The organism is Nonomuraea sp. KM90, assembly GCF_052246675.1.
In the GTDB taxonomy this organism is placed as follows: domain Bacteria; phylum Actinomycetota; class Actinomycetes; order Streptosporangiales; family Streptosporangiaceae; genus Nonomuraea.
On sequence record NZ_JBQQCB010000118.1, the window covers coordinates 13,835 to 31,675 of the forward strand.

Consider the following 17,841-nt stretch of genomic DNA (forward strand, 5'->3'; position numbering starts at 1 on the left):
CATCGTCGTGTCCTTACGCAACGTGTTTCCTGACGCGAAAAGGCTACGTTGCGTTTTATATATCGTCAACGAAAAATCAAAGACGTAAGCCTTTGAACAGGCAGTTCTCCGAAAATCGTTGCAACAACAATGTCGATAAACGCAATCTGCCGTTGCAATGTGCTGTCGATGAACGCACACTGGACCGGGACCAGGACAGGAGGCGGACGATGCCCGGAGGCAGGCTGACCCACGAGGACCGCCGGCGGATCGCGGCCTGGCTCGCCGAAGGGCTCGGGTACGCTGAGATCGCCCGCCGGCTGGGCCGCCCGACCTCCACGATCAGCCGCGAGGTCGCCCGCAACGCCGCGGGCGGCGACTACCTGCCCGACCGGGCCCAGCAGGCCGCCGGGCGGCGCGCCCGGCGGCGCAGGCCCGCCCCGCCCACGGAGCCGCCGGACGACGGGCGGACGGCCGAGTCGGTGCGCGGCTACGTGGAGGAGTTCGCCGCCCTGCTGGCCGGGACCGGCCTGCCCCGGATGGCCTCCCGGGTCTTCGTCTGCCTGATCACCTCCGGCCGGGGGAGCCTGACGGCCGCCGAGCTCGTACGCGGGCTGCGGGTCAGCCCGGCCTCGGTGTCCAAGGCCATCGGCTACCTGGAGGCGATGGAGCTGGTCGGCCGCCGCCCCGACCCCGGCGGGCGGCGCGAGCGCTACGTCATCGACGACGACACCTGGCTCCGGGTGTGGCAGGCCGACACCGGGGCGCACGCCAGGGTCGCCGAGGCCGCGCGGCGCGGGATCGAGCTCTTCGGCGCCGGCACGCCCATCGGCGAGCGGCTGGGCCAGATGGGCCGGTTCTTCGCCCGGGTCAGCGATGAGATGAACAACAGCGGCCTGACCGACACCGCCGTCCGCGACGCGCTGACGGTGATCGCCGCGCTGGCGGACGCCGGCCGGCCGCTGACCGCCGGCGAGCTGGCCACGGCGCTGGGCCTGCCCGGGGGCCGCGTCGCCGACGCCCTGGAGGCCATCGAACACCGCCCGGTCATCGCCGACCCGCTCGCCCTGCGGGCCACCGGCTCCGGCGCGTACACCCTCGCCCCGAGGCCGGACCGCCTGAGCCCCGCGCAACGCCAGGCACTGCGCGCGATCGCCGGATAGTACGTTCTCCCCATGCCGACCCATGAACGGGAGATCACCGAGCCCGTGGACCTCTGCCTGCCCGACGGCCGCCTCGACCCCCGGGCGGTCGGCTGGACCCGGCGCCCCCTGCACCGGGCCAACCTGCGGGGCTGGGGCCGGGCCAAGCGCTGGGAATACTGGGGGATCGTCACCCCGTCCCACGTGATCGGGCTGGTGGCGTCGTCGCTCGACTACGCCGGCGTGCACGGCCTCTACGTGCTCGACCGCGCCTCACGGGCCGAGGTGAGCCACGACGCCGTGGTGCCGCTGGCGCGCGGTGCCGCCTTCCCCCCGCGCAGCGGGGAGGAGACCGCCCGGGTCGCGGGCGGCGGCGTGCGGATCGCCATCGACCAGCATCCCGGCGGCACCTCGATCGCGGCCCGCGCGCCCGGGGTGGTCGTGGAGCTGGAGGTCCCGCTGCCGGACGGGCACGAGTCGCTCGGGGTGGTGATCCCATGGGGCCCGCGCCGCTTCCAGTACACGGTCAAGGACGTCGGCCGTCCCGTGCACGGGCGCCTGGTGCTGGGCGCGGCCGAGCACCAGGTGGGCGACGGCGCCTTCGCGGTGCTCGACCACGGGCGGGGCAAGTGGCCGTACTCCGTCGTCTGGAACTGGGCCGCGGGCAGCGCTCCCGGCCTCGCCGTGCAGCTCGGCGGGAAGTGGACCGACGGCACCGGCCTGACCGAGAACGCGCTGTTCCTGGACGGGCGGCTGCACAAGATCGGCGCCTCGCTGGAGTGGGTGTACGACCGCTCCGACTGGCTGCGCCCGTGGCGCATCCAGGGGGACGGGGTCGAGGTGGAGTTCACGCCCTTCCACGAGAAGGTCTCGCGTACGGAGCTCGGCCTGGTCGGCTCGGAGACGCACCAGTGCTTCGGGCACTTCACCGGCCGGGTACGCGCCGACGACGGGCAATGGGCCGACCTAGACGGCCTGACCGGCTGGGCGGAGGAGGCCCGCAACCGCTGGTGACCCGGGATTGTCGGGGCCGCCGGATAACGTCCCGGCCATGATCGCTGCCACGCGCGCGGGGTCCCACCCCCGCCCCGCCGGAGACGAGGTGCCGGCGTGAACCCATGGACAGAGGTTCTCGACCGCATCGACGCTGGTGACGACGAGGACCTGGCGAGGTTCCTCGACGGGCTGAGCGACCTCGGCAGGCAGGCGGTGGCCCGGCAACTGCCCGCCCACCTGGCCGAGGAGCTCGGCGGCGGGTTCCTGGCCCGCCGCGAGGTCGAGGCCCTGGCCACCGGCTACCGCCTGGCCGGTGCGGCCTGCCTGCCCGGGGCGGCCCAGGTGGCGGCCTGGCTGGACCGCAGGGAGCTGCGCCGCCCGCGCGACCCCGACGCCGACGCCGCCCGGATCGTCTCCGTGCTGCGCCGCCGCCCCGAGAAGTGGCGCCGCGTCCTGGCCGAGCGGCTGGTGGGCCGGCTGCGGATCCCGGCCGAGCGGGATTGGCGCAGGCTGTGGGGCCTGCCCGGCTGGGACGTGGCCGCCGCGCTGGCGATCGAGACCGGCCTCGGGCCGCCCGACGGCGACGCGTTCGTCGCCGGCTGGGTGTGGGCGCTGGCCGGGCGGAAGCGGCGGAGCGGCGGAGCGCCCGTTCTGGCCGCGGACCCGCTGCTCGACGACCTGCTCCCGCACCTGTTCCACGCCCAGGGCGTGGGCCGGGCGCTCGCCCTGGACGAGTGGTGGAACCCCGGCCGGACCATCGCCGGCGAGCTGGCCGGCCTGGCCGAGGCGGGCCGGGTGCCGCGGCAGGCGCTGATCGACGGCTGCGCCGGCCGTTTCCTGGCCGGGGGCGAGGCCGCGGAGATCACCCCGTTCGTGACGTTGTGGCGGTGGCTGCGCACGACGCCCGGCGAGATCCCGGTGCTCGACTTCGTCCGCCTGCTGCCGTCGGCCACCTCCCCGCTCGTGCGGCTGGCGCTGGACGAGCTGCACCGGGCCGAGGCCGCCGGAGCGCTGGACGCCGAGCTGTTCGCCGAGGCGGTCGGCGCGCTGGCGTTCCGGCCGGAGCCGGAGTTCGCCGGGGCCGCCGTGAAGTGGCTGGCGGACGCGCCCCCGTCCAGGAGCGGCGGCGCGGTGGCCGCGCTGGCGAGCGTGTTCGACGCCGGCACCCGGGCGCTGCGCGAGCGCGCGGTGCGGCTGGCGGTCAAGCTCGCCCCGCACGCCGGCGACGAAGGCCGCGAGGCGATCCGCGAGGCGGCCACCCGGTTGCCCGCCGACCTGCGCGAGCGCGTGGCCGCCGGCTACGGCGCGGTGCCGGAGCCGGACCCGGAGCCGTGGCCCGCCCCCGTCCTCGCCCCGTCCCCTCCGCCCGTCCTCGCGCCGCCCATCGGCACGGTGGCGGAGCTGGCCCGCGAGCTGACGGTGCTCAGCCGGGCGGCCGTCGAGCCACAGCTGTTGGAGCGGGTCCTCGCCGCCCTGGTCGAGCTGACCCACCACGACCGCGACGGCGTGGCGGCGGCGCTGCGGCCCTGGTGGCTCGAACAGTGGCACCAGCCGTTCGACGCCCGCTTCTACGCCCACGTCGCCAACGGCTACGACCGCGACCCCCGGTTCCTGCTGTTGCGCTGCGCGCTGGCGGTGGTCTCGCCCGAGCACGGCCGCGAGCTGAGCGCGCTGCCGGCCGGGCGATCCCATGACCACCCGCCCATCGACGTGCTGCCCCAGCGCCTCGTCCGGCGCCGCCTGCGGGAGGTGGTCGCCCTGTTCGAGCGGGGGGAGACCATCCCCGTGCTGCTGGCCACGCCGACCGCCGCCACCGGCCACGTCGGCGCGCGGACCCTGATCGAGCGGATGGAGCGGCTGGGGGAGACCGAGCCGCTGGAGGCGGACTTCCAGCAGGCGTTGTTACGGTTGCCGCGGCACGTCGACCCGGCCCTGCTCGTACGCGCGGAGAAGCTGCCGTCCCAGGCCGGCCGGCGGCTGGCGGCCTGGCTGCGCGACGGCGGCCTGCCCGACCCCGTCGTGGACTGGAAGCTGCGCAGGGTGCGGCACGACGGCGACCACCGCTGGGTGCCCTACGAGGTGCGGCCCAGCGTCGTGCCGCCCGAGGGCCTGCCCGGCTGGCTGGCCGAGCTGTGCGCGGTGGAGCGCCGGTCCGGCTACCTCGCCTACCCGCGCGACGTGGTGTGGTGGCCGGCGATCATGCCCTCCCACCCCGAGGTCGTGGCCGCCCACCTCCTGCTGTGCCTGCCCAGGTTCCTCGACGGCTCCGATGCCCGGCTGGACGCCGTGACGGCGCTCGCGCACGCCGACGGACCGGTGGGGGCGGCGACCGCGATCACGATCGCCGCCGCTCTGGGGCGCCGGCGGCCCGCCCCGCGGGCGACCGCGGCCGACGCGCTGACCGTTCTCGCCGTCCGCGGCCGGCTACCGGCCGCGGAGCTGGGCAGGGCCATCGCCGAGCTGATCCGGGCCGAGCTCGTCGTCCTCGGGCGGATCACCCCCGCCCTCGCCGAGCTGGCCTCGGGCGGGGCGCACGCGGAGATCTGGCGGGCCCTCGCCGTGGCGCTCCCGTCCCTGCTGCCGGCCCCCGGCGAGCGGCCCCGGGCCGGGCTCGGCGAGCTGCTCGAGGTGGCCGTGCAGGCCGCCGCCCTCACCGGAGTGCGGTGCGAGATCCGCGGGCTGGCGGACCTGGCGGCCCGCAAGGGGTCCAGCCACGTGCTGAAGGAGGCGCGGCGCCTGCACCTGGCGATCTCCTGACCGGGCGGACCGTTCGTGCGGCGGCCCGGCTACCTGGCCGGCGCGCCGGCCCCGCCGATCAGCTACCGGCCGATCAGCTACCGGCCGATCAGCTACCGGCCGATCACGTACAGGCCGAGCGCGGGCGGGCCCGTGCGGGCCGGGGTGAGGCCGTGCTCGGCGAGCTCCGCCTTGAGCCCGGGCTCGTCGAGGATCCACCAGTCGTAACTCGCCGTCACCTCCCCGGCGGGCCGCTCGTCGTGGTACGTGCGGTACGTCATGTGCCAGGTGATCCGGCCGGGCCCGGCCGGTACGGCGCGGCCCAGGCCCTCGTACCGGCGCCGCCCCACCCGCACGTCCGCGAACCGGGACTCCGGCACCGCCGTCGGCTCGGAGGGCGGCTGCAGGTTCAGCACCGCCCGGCCGCCGGGGGCGAGCCGGTCGGCGAGCAGGCGCCAGACCCGCCGCCGCCCGGGCGGGTCGAAGTGCCCGATGACGTTCATGGCGACGAGGGCGCCGAGCCGCTCCGGCAGCGTGGCCTCCAGGAAGCCCTCCGGCAGCACGGTCACCCGGTCGCGGAGCCCGGCGCTCTCGTTCACCCGCGCCAGCAGGACCGAGCGCAGCCCCGCCGACGGCTCGACGGCCACGATCTCGGCCCCGGGCACCGCCCGGGCGATGACCCGCGTGCCGTGCCCGCCGCCCGCGCCCACGTCCACGACCGGGCCGGCGAGCCCGGCCAGCGCCTGCGCCAGCGGTGGCCCCAGGGCGGCCCAGTGCGGGGCGAGCATCATGTCGACGAACTCCGCCGAGCGCTCGTATTCGTCGGCCATCCTCACCCCTTATTCACGATATTGATAATCATCATCATTTCGTGAGATTAGGGATTTCATGGGGCGATCGTCAAGAGGGTGATGATCCGCTGGAAAGGCGCGAATCTCACCCTCCGTGATGCTCGGGTTGGTCGATTCGTCCGCGCCGCCGTGATCGGTGCACCAGGATGGAGTCACGGACGTTGCTCACCGTGAGCCTCCAAAGACGGAACTTGCTGCCGTGTGACAGGGGTGTGCTGTGGCCATGGCCATACATCGTTTCGCCCAGCGGGCGGTGCTGTGGGTGCTGGCGTGCGCGGGCATCGGCGTCGCCCTCGCCGACCTGCTGGGCCTGCTCGACGCGATGACCTTGGGAACCGCCCTGCCCAAGATCACGCTGCTGATCCTGAGCACGGTGACCGTGTTCCTTCTGCTGGAGATCGACCAGCTGCGGGTGGTCGATCAGATCCACGAGCTGGTCCGGCGGCTCGACACGGACGCGATCGTCCGCGACCGCCTGCGCGATCACTACGGAGGCGTGGCGCGCGTGCACGAGGGCTTCCCGAAGGGCGAGTTCATCGAGCACCTCGGCACGGCGAGCCGGGAGGTGTCGATCCTGCAGACCTGGATCCCCAACCTGCCGGACTTCCAGAAGGAGCTGGCGGAGGCCATCGTGCGCCGCGGCATCCGGGTCCGCGTGCTGCTGCTGCACCCCGCCTCCCCGGTCGCGCGGCTGCGCGACGAGGCGCTCGGCAAGCACCGCGACCCCGGCGCCGAGGAGAACGTGCGCGAGAGCGTGGGGCGCTGCCTGGAGGCGTTCGCGTCCATGTACGCCAGCCTCGGCGCGAACCGCGAGCTCCTTCGGGTCCACGTCTACAACTCGCTGCCGTCGATCGCCGTCTACCAGGTGGACGAGCGCTATCTCGTCAGCTCCTTCCTGCACAACAAGCTCGCCATCAACTCGAGCCAGGTCGAGGTCCACGGCGCCGACACCGTGGTGGGCCGCGACGTGCGGCACGAGCTGACGAAGATCTGGGAGATCAGCCGCCCGGTCGATCTCGGGAACTGGCAGGTGTCGGTCAACAACATCTCTCTCTAGGGGCGAAAGGACTGATCCATGAAAGAGCTCGACTCCATGAAAGAGCCCGTCTCCATGAAAGAGCTCGACGACTTCGAGGACGGCCTGATCGAGGAGTTCAAGGCGCATCCCGTGCTCGCCCACGTGCCGCTGATCCCGGCGGACGACTTCGCCGCGCTGCTGCTCCAGCGGCGCTTCCTGTCGCTGTCGTTCACCCCGGCCTACGACCTGGCGATCGATCTGCTGACCGACGAGACCGGGCTGCGCATCGCCCGTACGATCCTGCGGGAGGAATATCCGGGAAGCGACGGCCGCACCCGGTCACACCGCGAGGACATGAAGGAGGACCTGCTCCAGCTCGGCGTCTCGCGGCGGGCCCTGGTCGAGGCGCGGCCCAGCGCGGCCACCACGGCCGCCATCACCGGCACCCTGGAGCTCATCGCCGACGCCGGCCGGTCCGAGCACGCCGACCTGCGGCTGCTGGCGATCCTGCGCTTCTGGGGGGAGATCCTGGTCTCCGTCGAATACGGCCGGTTCTGGCCCCGGATGGAGCCGCACCTCACGCGCGACGGCAAGAACCACTCCTACTTCTACTATCCCCACCTCCTTCACGACGCCAAGGCGCACCCGCTCGCGGCGACCTCGCGGCTGTCGGCGAGCCATTCGGACCAGCTCGGGGTACGGCTGAGCGAGCTGCTGGCCCGCGACGACGGGGCCGACGGGTTCCGGGAGGTCGAGCGGCGGGCCTACGAGCTGCGGGTGGACTTCTACGACCAGTTCCTGCCGATGGTGGCCGCCACCGGATCCCGGGCCGGCGCCTGAGGGCTCACGCCTCGCCGAGCGGCCGGTCGTCGAGGTGCGCGCCGTAGAACTCGGCCTGGCGGGCCATGATGTCGCGCATCGGCGTGCCACGGGGCACGCCGTAGACCGTGCCGGGGAAGTCGAGGCCGCGCTGCTTCGCCCACAGCTCCTCGTGCCGCTCGGGGGAGAACAGCTCGGCCGGGTCCCCCGCCGCGATCCAGCCGATGGGCACGACGGTGCCGGGTTCGAGCCTCGAGTTGACGTGCAGCACGCTGTTGATCCGCAGCTCGGAGCGGGCCCCGGCCACCGCGCCGGGGAAGAGCGACGCCCCCGTCGCCACGAAGACCTCGTCCTCGACGACCGCCCCGTTGACGTGCGCGTGCGGGCCGACCAGCACGGCGTCGCCGATGATCGCGTGGTGTCCCGCCCGGCCGCGGATCAGCGCGTTCTCCATCACCACCACGTCCGAGCCGGTACGCACCGCGCCGTCCTCTCCGGTGAGGACGGCCCCGTGCAGGACGCGCGCCCGCTCACCCAGGACGACCTCGCCACAGAGGACGGCCGTCGGCGCCACGTAGGCGGACTCGGGGACCACGGGCCTCCTGCCGCGATGCTCAAGCAACATGGCTCCGATCCTAGGCATGAGCAGGGCACGACATATCGAAGTTCCGCGAATCATCGTTATCAGCCGTATACTCGGCCTGATCACCTATGACGACACATGCCCGTCCTTCCTCGGACACCTCCGCCGAACTGCTCGACGTGTTCAAGGCGCTCGCCAACCCGGTGCGCCTGCAGCTGCTCCAGTGGCTGCGCGACCCCGAGCGCCATTTCCCGGTGGCGGAGGGCATCGCCGATCCGCACGAGGTAGGCGTGTGCGTGAGCCACCTCCAGGCCAAGACCGGGCTCGCGCAGTCGACTGTCTCGGCGTACATGGCCTCCCTCGAACGCGCCGGGCTGGTCCGCTCGACCCGGGTGGGGAAGTGGACGCACTACCGGCGCGACGAGGAGCGCATCGCCGGGATCATCGACCTGCTCGGCCACTCCCTCTAGCCCGCGACCGCCCGGTACGCGGCCGGCCAGGCGGAATAAGATCGCTCGCCGGGGCCGTTTGGCACGGGGTGGCGCGAACGCCACGATGGTGGCGGATGATTCGGGATGCCGCGGCATCTGCCTTCCAGGCACCGACCGCCTGACTCAGGGAGCAGCGTTTGCGTAGCAACCCGGCTGAATTACGCCCCAGAACCGCGTCCGCGGTCTATCCCGCCGGCCCGCTGGCGCCGCCACCGCGCACGTTGCTCGACATCCTCGACGAGACCACGCGCCGCCATCCGGACGCGCCCGCCCTCGACGACGGCAGCACGCGTCTCGACTACCGCTCGTTGCGCGCCGAGGTGAACCGGCTGGCCGCCGAACTCGCGGAGGCCGGGATCGGGCGCGGCGCCCGGGTGGGCGTGCGCATCCCGTCGGGGACCGCCGAGCTGTACGTGTCCATCCTGGCCGTGCTGGCGGCGGGCGCCGCGTACGTGCCGGTCGACGCCGACGACCCGGACGAGCGGGCCGAGCTGGTCTTCTCCGAGGCCGCCGTGGACGCCGTCCTCACGGACAAGCTGACCGTCCGCGACACGGCGGAAAGCGGCACTGCGGAAAGCGGCACGGCGGAAAGCGGCGCCGCGGGGAGTGGCGCTGCGGGAAGTGGCAGCGCGGGAAGCGGCGCTGGGGGAAGCGGCAGCGCGGGGAGTGACGGTTCCTGGGGTGGCGGTTCCTGGGGTGGCGAGGTGGCCGGGGAGGCCGTCGAGGCGCCCGCGCCGGGGGACGACGCGTGGATCATCTTCACGTCCGGCTCCACCGGACGGCCGAAGGGCGTGGCGGTGACGCATCGGTCGGCGGCCGCGTTCGCCGACGCCGAAGCGGGCCTCTTCCTGCGGGAGCGCCCCCTCGGCCCCGGCGATCGCGTGCTGGCCGGGCTCTCCGTGGCCTTCGACGCCTCGTGCGAGGAGATGTGGCTGGCCTGGCGCAACGGCGCCTGCCTCGTGCCCGCCCCCCGAGCCCTGGTGCGTACGGGGATCGACCTGGGCCCCTGGCTGGCCGCCCGGGGCATCACGGCCGTCTCGACCGTGCCGACGCTGGCCGCGCTCTGGCCGGTCGAGCACCTCGGCGGGGTCCGGCTGCTCGTCTTCGGCGGCGAGGCGTGCCCTCCCGAGCTGGTCGAGCGGCTCGCCGTGCCGGGGCGGGAGGTGTGGAACACCTACGGGCCCACCGAGGCGACGGTGGTGGCGTCCGCGGCGCGGCTCACCGGCGACGGGCCCGTACGCATCGGGCTGCCCCTCGACGGCTGGGACCTGGCCGTGGTCGGCGACGCCGGCGAGCCGGTGGCCATGGGGGAGACCGGCGAGCTGGTCATCGGCGGCGTCGGCCTGGCCCGCTACCTGGACCCGGTCAAGGACGCCGAGAAGTACGCGCCGCTGCCGTCGCTGGGCTGGGGCCGCGCCTACCGCAGCGGCGACCTCGTACGCGCCGACCCCGAGGGCCTCGTGTTCCTCGGCCGGGCCGACGACCAGGTGAAACTCGGTGGGCGCCGGATCGAGCTGGGCGAGGTGGACGCCGCGCTGCAGGCGTTGCCCGGCGTCACCGGAGCGGCCGCGGCCGTCCGCACCGCGGGCGGCGGCCATCAGCTGCTCGTGGGGTACGTCGTCGCCGGCCCCGGCTTCGACGCCGCTGAGGCGCGCGAGCTGCTCGCCGACTCGCTGCCCGCGGCCCTCGTGCCGCGCCTGGCGACGGTCGGCTCGCTCCCGACCAGGACCTCCGGCAAGATCGACCGCGACGCGCTGCCCTGGCCGCTCACGGAGCCCGGCGGCTCCTCCGCCGCGCTGACCCCGGCGGAGGCGCTGCTGGCCGAGCGGTGGACCGGCGTCCTCGGCGTGGCGCCGGACGGCCACGGCGCCGAATTCTTCGCCGACGGAGGCACCAGCCTGGCCGCGGCCCGGCTGGTGTCCGTGCTGCGCCCCGACTACCCGGACGTGGCGGTCGGCGACGTGTACGCGCAGCCGACGCTCGCCGGGCTGGCGCGCATCCTGGCCGGCAGGGGCGAGAGCGAGCCCGAGCGGCCGCCCGTCGCGCCCATGCCCCGGCGGGCCGCGCTGGCCCAGTCGCTGCTCATGATCCCGCTGCTCACCGCCGGCGCGATGCGCTGGCTCGTGCCGCTGGCCGCGCTGGGCAACCTGCTCGCGCCGCCGTGGGCGCCGGCCCTGTCCTGGTGGTGGGTGACGCTGGGCGCGCTGGCTTTCCTGACCCCCATGGGGCGCATGATCCTGTCCGCGGCGGTGGCCAGGCTGCTGCTGCGCGGCGTGCGGCCGGGCGCCCACCCGCGCGGCGGCGGCGTACACCTGAGACTGTGGTTCGCCGAGCAGTTCGCGGCCAGGCTCGGCGTCCCCGACCTGGCCAGCGCGCCCTGGATGACCTGGTACGCCCGGCTGCTCGGCGCCCAGGTGGGCGCGGACGCCGACCTGCACTCGCCCCCGCCCGTCACCGGCCTGCTCAAGGTGGGCAGGGGCGCGTCCGTCGAGCAGGAGGTCGACCTCAGCGGCCACTGGTACGACGGCGACCTCCTGCGCATCGGCGAGATCCGGATCGGCGCCGGCGCCACCGTCGGCTCCCGCTCGACGCTGCTGCCGGGCGCGCGCATCGGCAAGAACTCCCAGATAGCCCCGGGGTCGGCCGTCGCGGGCACCGTGCCCGCGGGCGAGCTCTGGGCCGGGGTGCCGGCGTTCCGGCAGGGCAAGTCGCGCCGGACGCGGCCTCCCGAGCGGGCCGGCCGCTCCCGGTTCTGGGCGACGCTGTACGCCGTGAGCGCCGTCGCGCTCAGCCTGCTCCCGGTGGTGGCGGCCGGGGCCGGGCTGGCGGTGGCGGCGGTGTTCGCCCGGGACGCCCGCACGCTCGGCGAGGCGGTCACCGCCGCCCTGCTGGCCGTGCCCCTGGCGACGATCGCCGGTATGGCCGCCTTCGCCCTGGTCACGCTGGTCAGCGTGCGGCTGCTCGGCCTGGGCCTGCACCCGGGCCACCACCCGGTGCACAGCCGGCAGGCGTGGCAGGCGTGGGCGACCGGACGGCTGATGGCCTCGGCCCGCGTCTGGCTGTTCCCCCTGTACGCGAGCGTCTTGACCCCCGCCTGGCTGCGGGCGCTGGGCATGAAGGTGGGCCGCGGCACCGAGCTGTCCACGGTCCTCGCGCTGCCCACGATGACCTCGGTCGGCGACGGGGCCTTCCTGGCCGACGACACGATGGTGGCCCCGTACGAGCTCGACGGCGGGTGGATGCGCATCGCGTCCGCGCGGATCGGCAAGCGCGCCTTCCTCGGCAACTCGGGCATGACCGCGCCCGGCCGCAAGGTGCCCAAGGACGGCCTGGTCGGCGTGCTGTCGGCGACGCCGAAGAAGGCCAAGTCCGGCTCGTCGTACGTGGGGATGCCGCCCATGGAGCTGCGCCGTACCGCGGAGGAGGGGGACCGGAGCCGCACCTACGACCCGCCCGCGCGGTACCGGGCGGCCCGGGCGGTCGTCGAGGCGTTCCGCGTGGTGCCCGCCATGTGCGCGGTCGCGCTGGCCGTCCTGGTCGCCGCCGCGTTCGAGGGGCTCGCCGCCCGGTACGGCTTCGCCGTGGCGGCCGCGCTCGGCGGCGTGGTCATGGCGGCCGCCGGGGCGGTCGCGGCGCTGGTCGCCACGGCCGCCAAGTGGGCCCTGGTCGGCCGGATCCGGGCCGGCAACCGGCCGCTGTGGAGCTCGTTCGTGTGGCGCAACGAGCTGGCGGACAACTTCGTCGAGGTGCTGGCGGCGCCCTGGTTCGCCCAGCCGTGGCTGGGGACCGCGCCGCTGAACGTGTGGCTGCGCTCGCTCGGGGCACGCATTGGACATGGGGTCACGTGTGACACGTACTGGCTGCCCGAGGCGGATCTGGTGACCCTGGGCGACGGGGCGTGCGTCAACCGGGGCTGCGTGCTGCAGACCCACCTCTTCCACGACCGCGTCATGAGCATCGACACCGTGACGCTCGGGGCCGGCGCGACGCTGGGCCCGCACGGCGTGGTCCTGCCGGCCGCGCGGGTGGGCGCCGACAGCACGATCGGCCCCGCCTCCCTGGTCATGCGCGGCGAGAGCGTGCCCGGGCGCACCCGGTGGTTCGGCAACCCCATCTCGGCGTGGCGATGACCCCCATCTCGACCCCGTACTTCCCCGCGCACGGCGACCACCGCTACGGCGTCACGCACTACGACCTGACGCTGGGCTACCGGGTCGCGGCCAACCGGCTCGACGGCACGGCCCGGCTGACGGTGGTCGCCACGGCGGCCGCCGCCGAGCCGCTCGGCGTGCTGGAGCTGGACCTCGGCAGGTTCCGGGTCTCGGGGGTCACCGTGGACGGCGTGGAAGGCCGGCAAGCGCAGGGCCAGGGCAAGCTGCGCGTGACCCTGCCCAGGCCGCTGCCCCCTGGGGCGAGCGCCGGGGTCGAGGTGCGCTACTCGGGCAACCCCGCACCGGTGCCGAGCCCCTGGGGCGGGCTCGGCTGGGAGGAGCTGAGCGACGGCGCGCTCGTCGCCGGGCAGCCGATCGGGGCGCCCTCCTGGTTCCCGTGCAACGACCGGCCCGGCGACAAGGCCTCCTACCGCATCGCCGTGACCACCGCCGCGCCGTACCAGGTGATCGCGAACGGCGTGCTCGTGGCCAGGCGGCGCGGGGCCGGGAGCACGACGTGGATCTACGACCAGGCCGAGCCCATGGCCAGCTACCTGGCGAGCGTGCAGATCGGCCGCTACCAGCTGTCCGAGGTCGCCGGGACCAGGCTGGCCCACCCGGCGCGGCTGGCCACCCGCGTACGCCACGACTTCGGCCGGCAGGGCGAGATGATGGCGCTGTTCACCGCCCTGTTCGGGCCCTACCCGTTCGCCGGCTACACCGTCGTGGTGACCGACGACGACCTGGACATCCCGGTCGAGGCGCAGGGCATGTCGATCTTCGGCCGGAACCACGTCGACGGCGTACGCGGCAGCGAGCGCCTGGTCGCGCACGAGCTGGCGCACCAGTGGTTCGGCAACAGCCTCACCGTGGCCTGCTGGCGGGACATCTGGCTGCAGGAGGGGTTCGCCACGTACGCCGAGTGGCTCTGGTCGGAGGAGTCGGGCGGCCCGCCCGCCGGCGAGCACGCCCGGCGCTGGCGGCACCGCCTCGCGCTGCTGCCGCAGGACTTCGCCCTGGCCGACCCGGGCCCGGCCGCGCTGTTCGACGACCGCGTCTACAAGCGGGGCGCGCTCACCCTGCACGCGCTGCGCCGGGCCGTCGGCGACCGGGCGTTCTTCCTCGCCCTGCGCGCCTGGACGGCCGAGCACCGGCACGGGAGCGTCACGACCCGGGAGTTCGCCGCCCACCTCCGGCGGCACACCCCGCAGCCGGTGGACGCGCTGCTGTCCGCCTGGCTGTACGAGAAGCCGCTGCCGCCCCTGGACCCGCAGGACTGAGCAAGCGGCTGCCGCCCCTGGACCCCGCGGGACTGAGCGGATGCCCGCCCCGGACGGGGACGCCCGTCGTAGCCTCGGAAGGTGGACCCGGGAGGAGCAGCGATGGCGCAGAACCAGGGGACCGGACCGGCCGGCGGACCCGACGCGTTCGAGGACATGCTCGCGGAGCTGGCCCGCCGCCGCGGGGAGTTCGGGGAGCTGCGCTACGTCCCCAAGGACTTCGTCGACCGGCTCAAGCGGCTCGGCCTCTACCGGGCGGCCACGCCGGAGCGGTTCGGCGGTGAGACGATGCCGCCCGCGGAGTTCCTCAGCAAGATCGAGCGGATCTCCGCCGTCGACGGCTCCACCGGCTGGGTCGCCGGCTTCGGCTCCCAGCTCGTCTACCTGGGCCCGCTGCCGCTGGAGAGCCAGGCCGAGCTGTACGCCGACGGCCCCGACGTCGTCTTCGCCGGCGCGCTGTTCCCCGTCCAGCCGGCCACCCCGACCGAGCGCGGCTTCCGCCTCAGCGGGCGGTGGAAGTTCGCCAGCGGCTGCATGGCCGCCGACATCGTCTGCGTCGGCATCCCCGGCGACGACTCGACCGCCGGCAAGCCGCGCGGGGTGCTGGTGCGCCCCGAGCGCCTGGAGATCGTGCGGGACTGGGACGTGGTCGGCATGCAGGGCACCGGCTCCTTCGACCTGGTGGCCGAGGACGTGGAGGTCGGCCGCGAGTGGTCCTTCATCCGGGGCGGCACGCCGGTGATCGACGAGCCGCTCTACCGCTATCCCGCGATCTCGTACGCCGCCCAGTCGCTGTCCGTCGTCTCCGCCGGCGTCGCCCGGGCCGCGCTCGACTTCGCCCAGGGAACCGGCGGCGACCGGGGGAGCATCACCGGCGCCCCGAAGCTCGCCGAGCGCGCCTACTACCGCGCCGGGATCGCCGAGGCGGAGGCCGCGCTCCGCTCGGCCCGGGCCTACTTCTACGAGGCCGCCGAGGAGGCGTGGCAGGCGGTGCTGGCCGGCGGGCTGGTCGGTGACGGGCAGAACGCGCACCTGCGCCTGTCCGCCGCCCACCTCGCCCGGACCGCCGCGGAGGTGGTCGGCAAGGTCGTCTCGCTGTCCGGCACCGCGGCGATCTACCGCGACCACCCGCTGCAGGCCCTGCTCGGGGACGCGATGGTGCCGCAGGAGCACGCCTTCCTCAGCCCGGCCATGTACGACGCCGCGGGCGCCGTCCTCATGGGCCTGCCACCCACCGTCCCGGCCTTCCGCTGACACCGCCGCCTGACCGGCGTCCGCCGTGCGATCCCTCTACACGGATAACGATCAAACAAAAGCCACAAATAGGGCAAGCGGCTTCCGAATAGGGCCTCCCCCCGAGTTTGCAAGTCGGTTAACATCAAGTCGGTCTAAATTCAGATTCATTGTGGCGAACTTACCCGGGTGGATGACGGGGTGGTTTCCGGTTGAGGCCCGACGCGGGGGATCAGTCACGGGAGTGGCCTGCCACCCTCGATGTCGATGAGTTGTCACGGGGCGGCTGGCGCCCGCATCCCTTCCGGCAATTCCTGCTCAAAGTACACAGCCGCTGCAATCTTTCCTGCGATTACTGCTACATGTACACGATGGCCGACCAGAGCTGGCGCTCCCGTCCGATGGTGATGGATCCGCAGCTCGTCACGGTCGCCGCGCAGCGCATCGCCGAGCACGCCGCCGAGCACCACCTCCCCTCGCTCCGCGTGGTCCTGCACGGGGGCGAGCCGCTGCTGGCCGGGCACGACTACCTCGCCAAGATCGTCGAAGTCGTCCGGAACGAGATCGGCGAGAGCGTCCGGCTGGACGCCGTGGTGCAGACCAACGCCGTGCTGCTGGGCGAGCCGGCCCTGCGCTCGTTCGACCAGCTGGGGGTCAAGGTGGGGGTGAGCCTCGACGGATCCCCCCGCGGCAACGACCGCAACCGCAGGTTCGCCGACGGCCGGGGCAGCTACGACGCGGTGTCGGCGGGCCTGAGGCAGCTCATGCGCCCGGAGTTCCGGCACCTGTACGGCGGCCTGCTGTGCACGATCGACCTGGAGAACGACCCGGTCGAGACGTACGAGGCACTGATCGCATTCGAGCCGCCGGCGCTGGACTTCCTGCTCCCGCACGCCACCTGGGACTCCCCGCCGCCGGGCCGGGGCCCGGACACCAGCCCGGCACCGTACGCCGACTGGTTGATCCCGATCTTCGACCGCTGGTACGACAGCAAGTCCGAGAGCACGGTGCGGCTGTTCCAGCAGATCGTCAACCTGCTGCTGGGCGGCAGCTCGGCGAGCGAGTCCGTCGGCCTGACCGCCTCCACGGTCGTGGTCATCGAGACGGACGGCACCATCGAGCAGACCGACTCGCTCAAGGTGGTCGGCCAGGGCGCCCCCGCCACCGGCCTGAACATCACCGACCACTCCTTCGACGAGGCCCTGCTGCACCCCGGCATGATCGCCCGCCAGCTCGGCTGGGACGCGCTCAGCGACACGTGCAAGGCGTGCACGTTCGGGCGGGTCTGCGGCGGCGGGCTCTACTCACATCGCTACCGGACGGGCACGGGGTTCGCCAACCCGTCCGTCTACTGCCCCGACCTCTACCGGTTGATCGAGCACATCCGATCCCGCCTGGTCGCCGAGCTCCGGCGCGCGGTGACATGAAGCGGTGGCATGAAAAGGAACGCCATGTCCCTCAGACGGCACCGGATCCCCGACGACGTCCTGGAGCGGCTCGCCGCGGGCGCCGGCGGCGCGCAGGCGGCCGCCTGGCTGGCCGCGATCGAGCGCAGCAGGAACCTGCTCCTGATCCGCGGGCTGCTGGACCACCGGCCGGGCAAGGTCGCCGAGCGGGCCTACGACCTGCTGGCCCGGCTCCACCGGCAGGCGCCCGCGGCGGTGGACGCCGTGATCCGCTACCCGTCCGTGGGCGTGTGGGCCAAGCGCACGTTGCGGGCCCTCATCGAGGGGACGGCGACCGGATGGGAGCCCGCCCAGCTCGGCGGCGTGGCGGCGGCCGCGGCGGTGCGGGCCGGGCTCCCGTGCTCGGCCGAGGCGCCCGCGCCCGGCGGGTCGCTCCTCCTGCCCTCGGTCGGCCTGATCGAGCTGGGCGCGGAGCCGGACGCGCTCGTCCGGCTCGAGATCGGCGGCGACGGCGTGATCCAGGTCTCCGGCGCCGGCCGGGAGTTGCGCCATCACTCCGGCGAGGCCCGGCCCGGCTGGTCCCCGCTGGAGCATCTCACCTCACCCGCCACCGGCCTCGACCTCGTCGTGGACGACGTGGACCCGTACCGCTGGGGCGAGGGCGACGTCCGCAAGGACCGCCTGTCCGCCGACGAGCTGGGCGTCTGGCGGGAACGTTTCGAGGAATCCCAGTCGATCCTGCGGGCGCACCATTGGACGCTCGCCGCCGAGACGCGCGAGCTGATCTCGGTGCTGACCCCGGTCGATGCCCCGCCCCACGGGGGGAACAGCGCGTCCGCCGGCGACCGGCCGGGCACCATCGCCCTCTCGACCCCGGTGGACGGCCGCTGGTTGGCCGTGACGTTCGCCCACGAGGTCCAGCACGCCAAGCTCAACGCGGTGCTGGCGGTGACGGAGCTGACGCTGCCGGACGACCGCCGCTACTACGCGCCCTGGCGCGAGGACCCGCGCCCGCTCCCCGGGCTGCTGCACGGCGCGTACGCCTTCCTCGGCGTCGCGGGATTCTGGCGCCGCCAGCGTGAGGCCGACGGCGACCTCCGGGCGCACGCGGAGTTCGCCCGCTGGCGCGGCTCGGCGCTGGAGGCGACGGAGACGC

The 17,841-nt window shown here is 74.1% G+C and carries 13 protein-coding genes; 11 read left to right on the forward strand and 2 right to left on the reverse strand.

All coding sequences use genetic code 11. The features are described 5' to 3' along the window. Positions 1–209: 209 nt before the first annotated feature. The 3 genes from ACTWPW_RS51810 to ACTWPW_RS51820 all read left to right on the forward strand — a co-directional run bounded on the left by ACTWPW_RS51810 (position 210) and on the right by ACTWPW_RS51820 (position 4,874). A complete protein-coding gene (locus ACTWPW_RS51810) occupies positions 210–1,142 on the forward strand; it encodes a MarR family transcriptional regulator (RefSeq protein ID WP_443173263.1) in 933 nt (310 codons plus the stop codon). 12 nt (positions 1,143–1,154) lie between these two features. Continuing rightward, positions 1,155–2,135, forward strand: coding sequence for a DUF2804 domain-containing protein (locus tag ACTWPW_RS51815; RefSeq protein WP_443173264.1), 981 nt, complete (start codon positions 1,155–1,157; stop codon positions 2,133–2,135). Between the two features lie 96 nt (positions 2,136–2,231). Then, positions 2,232–4,874 carry a DUF7825 domain-containing protein gene (locus tag ACTWPW_RS51820; protein WP_443173265.1) on the forward strand — a complete coding sequence of 881 codons (2,643 nt, stop codon included), beginning with the start codon at positions 2,232–2,234 and terminating at the stop codon, positions 4,872–4,874. Between the two features lie 92 nt (positions 4,875–4,966). Here the strand turns inward: ACTWPW_RS51820 and ACTWPW_RS51825 are convergent, their stop codons facing one another. After that, positions 4,967–5,683 (reverse strand): class I SAM-dependent methyltransferase, encoded by a 717-nt coding sequence (locus ACTWPW_RS51825; protein ID WP_443173266.1) that lies wholly within the window; start codon positions 5,681–5,683, stop codon positions 4,967–4,969. A 244-nt stretch (positions 5,684–5,927) separates the two neighbouring features. Between ACTWPW_RS51825 and ACTWPW_RS51830 the strand changes: the two genes are divergently transcribed. Beyond that, positions 5,928–6,761, forward strand: coding sequence for a hypothetical protein (locus ACTWPW_RS51830; protein WP_443173267.1), 834 nt, complete (start codon positions 5,928–5,930; stop codon positions 6,759–6,761). A gap of 18 nt (positions 6,762–6,779) precedes the next feature. Further along, positions 6,780–7,562, forward strand: a complete 783-nt coding sequence (locus ACTWPW_RS51835) for a hypothetical protein (protein WP_375108354.1) — start codon at positions 6,780–6,782, stop codon at positions 7,560–7,562. Positions 7,563–7,566: 4 nt separating this feature from the next. On the opposite strand, the gene ACTWPW_RS51840 is transcribed toward ACTWPW_RS51835, so the two are convergent. Next, positions 7,567–8,166: a gamma carbonic anhydrase family protein gene (locus ACTWPW_RS51840; protein WP_443173268.1), complete on the reverse strand. Its 600-nt coding sequence runs from the start codon at positions 8,164–8,166 to the stop codon at positions 7,567–7,569. An 86-nt stretch (positions 8,167–8,252) separates the two neighbouring features. Here ACTWPW_RS51840 and ACTWPW_RS51845 point away from each other — a divergent pair, with 86 nt between their 5' ends. The 6 genes from ACTWPW_RS51845 to ACTWPW_RS51870 all read left to right on the forward strand — a co-directional run. After that, on the forward strand, positions 8,253–8,594 hold the full coding sequence (locus ACTWPW_RS51845; RefSeq protein ID WP_375108352.1) for an ArsR/SmtB family transcription factor: 342 nt from the start codon (positions 8,253–8,255) through the stop codon (positions 8,592–8,594). Between the two features lie 158 nt (positions 8,595–8,752). Beyond that, complete coding sequence (locus tag ACTWPW_RS51850; protein ID WP_443173269.1) at positions 8,753–12,745, forward strand: Pls/PosA family non-ribosomal peptide synthetase; 3,993 nt, start codon at positions 8,753–8,755, stop codon at positions 12,743–12,745. Next, a complete protein-coding gene (locus ACTWPW_RS51855; RefSeq protein ID WP_443173272.1) occupies positions 12,742–14,046 on the forward strand; it encodes a M1 family metallopeptidase in 1,305 nt (434 codons plus the stop codon). Before ACTWPW_RS51850 ends, ACTWPW_RS51855 begins: the two co-directional genes overlap by 4 nt. 102 nt (positions 14,047–14,148) lie before the next feature. Next, positions 14,149–15,300 (forward strand): acyl-CoA dehydrogenase family protein, encoded by a 1,152-nt coding sequence (locus tag ACTWPW_RS51860; RefSeq protein ID WP_443173270.1) that lies wholly within the window; start codon positions 14,149–14,151, stop codon positions 15,298–15,300. Between the two features lie 251 nt (positions 15,301–15,551). Further along, entirely contained in the window at positions 15,552–16,706 is a 1,155-nt protein-coding gene (locus ACTWPW_RS51865) for an FxsB family cyclophane-forming radical SAM/SPASM peptide maturase (RefSeq protein ID WP_443173273.1), read from the forward strand. A gap of 24 nt (positions 16,707–16,730) precedes the next feature. Then, on the forward strand, positions 16,731–17,841 hold a 1,111-nt coding region (locus ACTWPW_RS51870), incomplete at its 3' end, for an HEXXH motif domain-containing protein (protein WP_443173271.1).

Coding starts and splice junctions, on each gene's coding strand:
- ACTWPW_RS51810 (WP_443173263.1), top strand. CDS start 210: ATGCCCGGAGGCAGGCTGACCCACGAGGACCGCCGGCGGATCGCGGCC.
- ACTWPW_RS51815 (WP_443173264.1), top strand. CDS start 1,155: ATGCCGACCCATGAACGGGAGATCACCGAGCCCGTGGACCTCTGCCTG.
- ACTWPW_RS51825 (WP_443173266.1), bottom strand. CDS start 5,683: ATGGCCGACGAATACGAGCGCTCGGCGGAGTTCGTCGACATGATGCTC.
- ACTWPW_RS51830 (WP_443173267.1), top strand. CDS start 5,928: ATGGCCATACATCGTTTCGCCCAGCGGGCGGTGCTGTGGGTGCTGGCG.
- ACTWPW_RS51835 (WP_375108354.1), top strand. CDS start 6,780: ATGAAAGAGCTCGACTCCATGAAAGAGCCCGTCTCCATGAAAGAGCTC.
- ACTWPW_RS51840 (WP_443173268.1), bottom strand. CDS start 8,166: ATGTTGCTTGAGCATCGCGGCAGGAGGCCCGTGGTCCCCGAGTCCGCC.
- ACTWPW_RS51845 (WP_375108352.1), top strand. CDS start 8,253: ATGACGACACATGCCCGTCCTTCCTCGGACACCTCCGCCGAACTGCTC.
- ACTWPW_RS51855 (WP_443173272.1), top strand. CDS start 12,742: ATGACCCCCATCTCGACCCCGTACTTCCCCGCGCACGGCGACCACCGC.
- ACTWPW_RS51860 (WP_443173270.1), top strand. CDS start 14,149: ATGGCGCAGAACCAGGGGACCGGACCGGCCGGCGGACCCGACGCGTTC.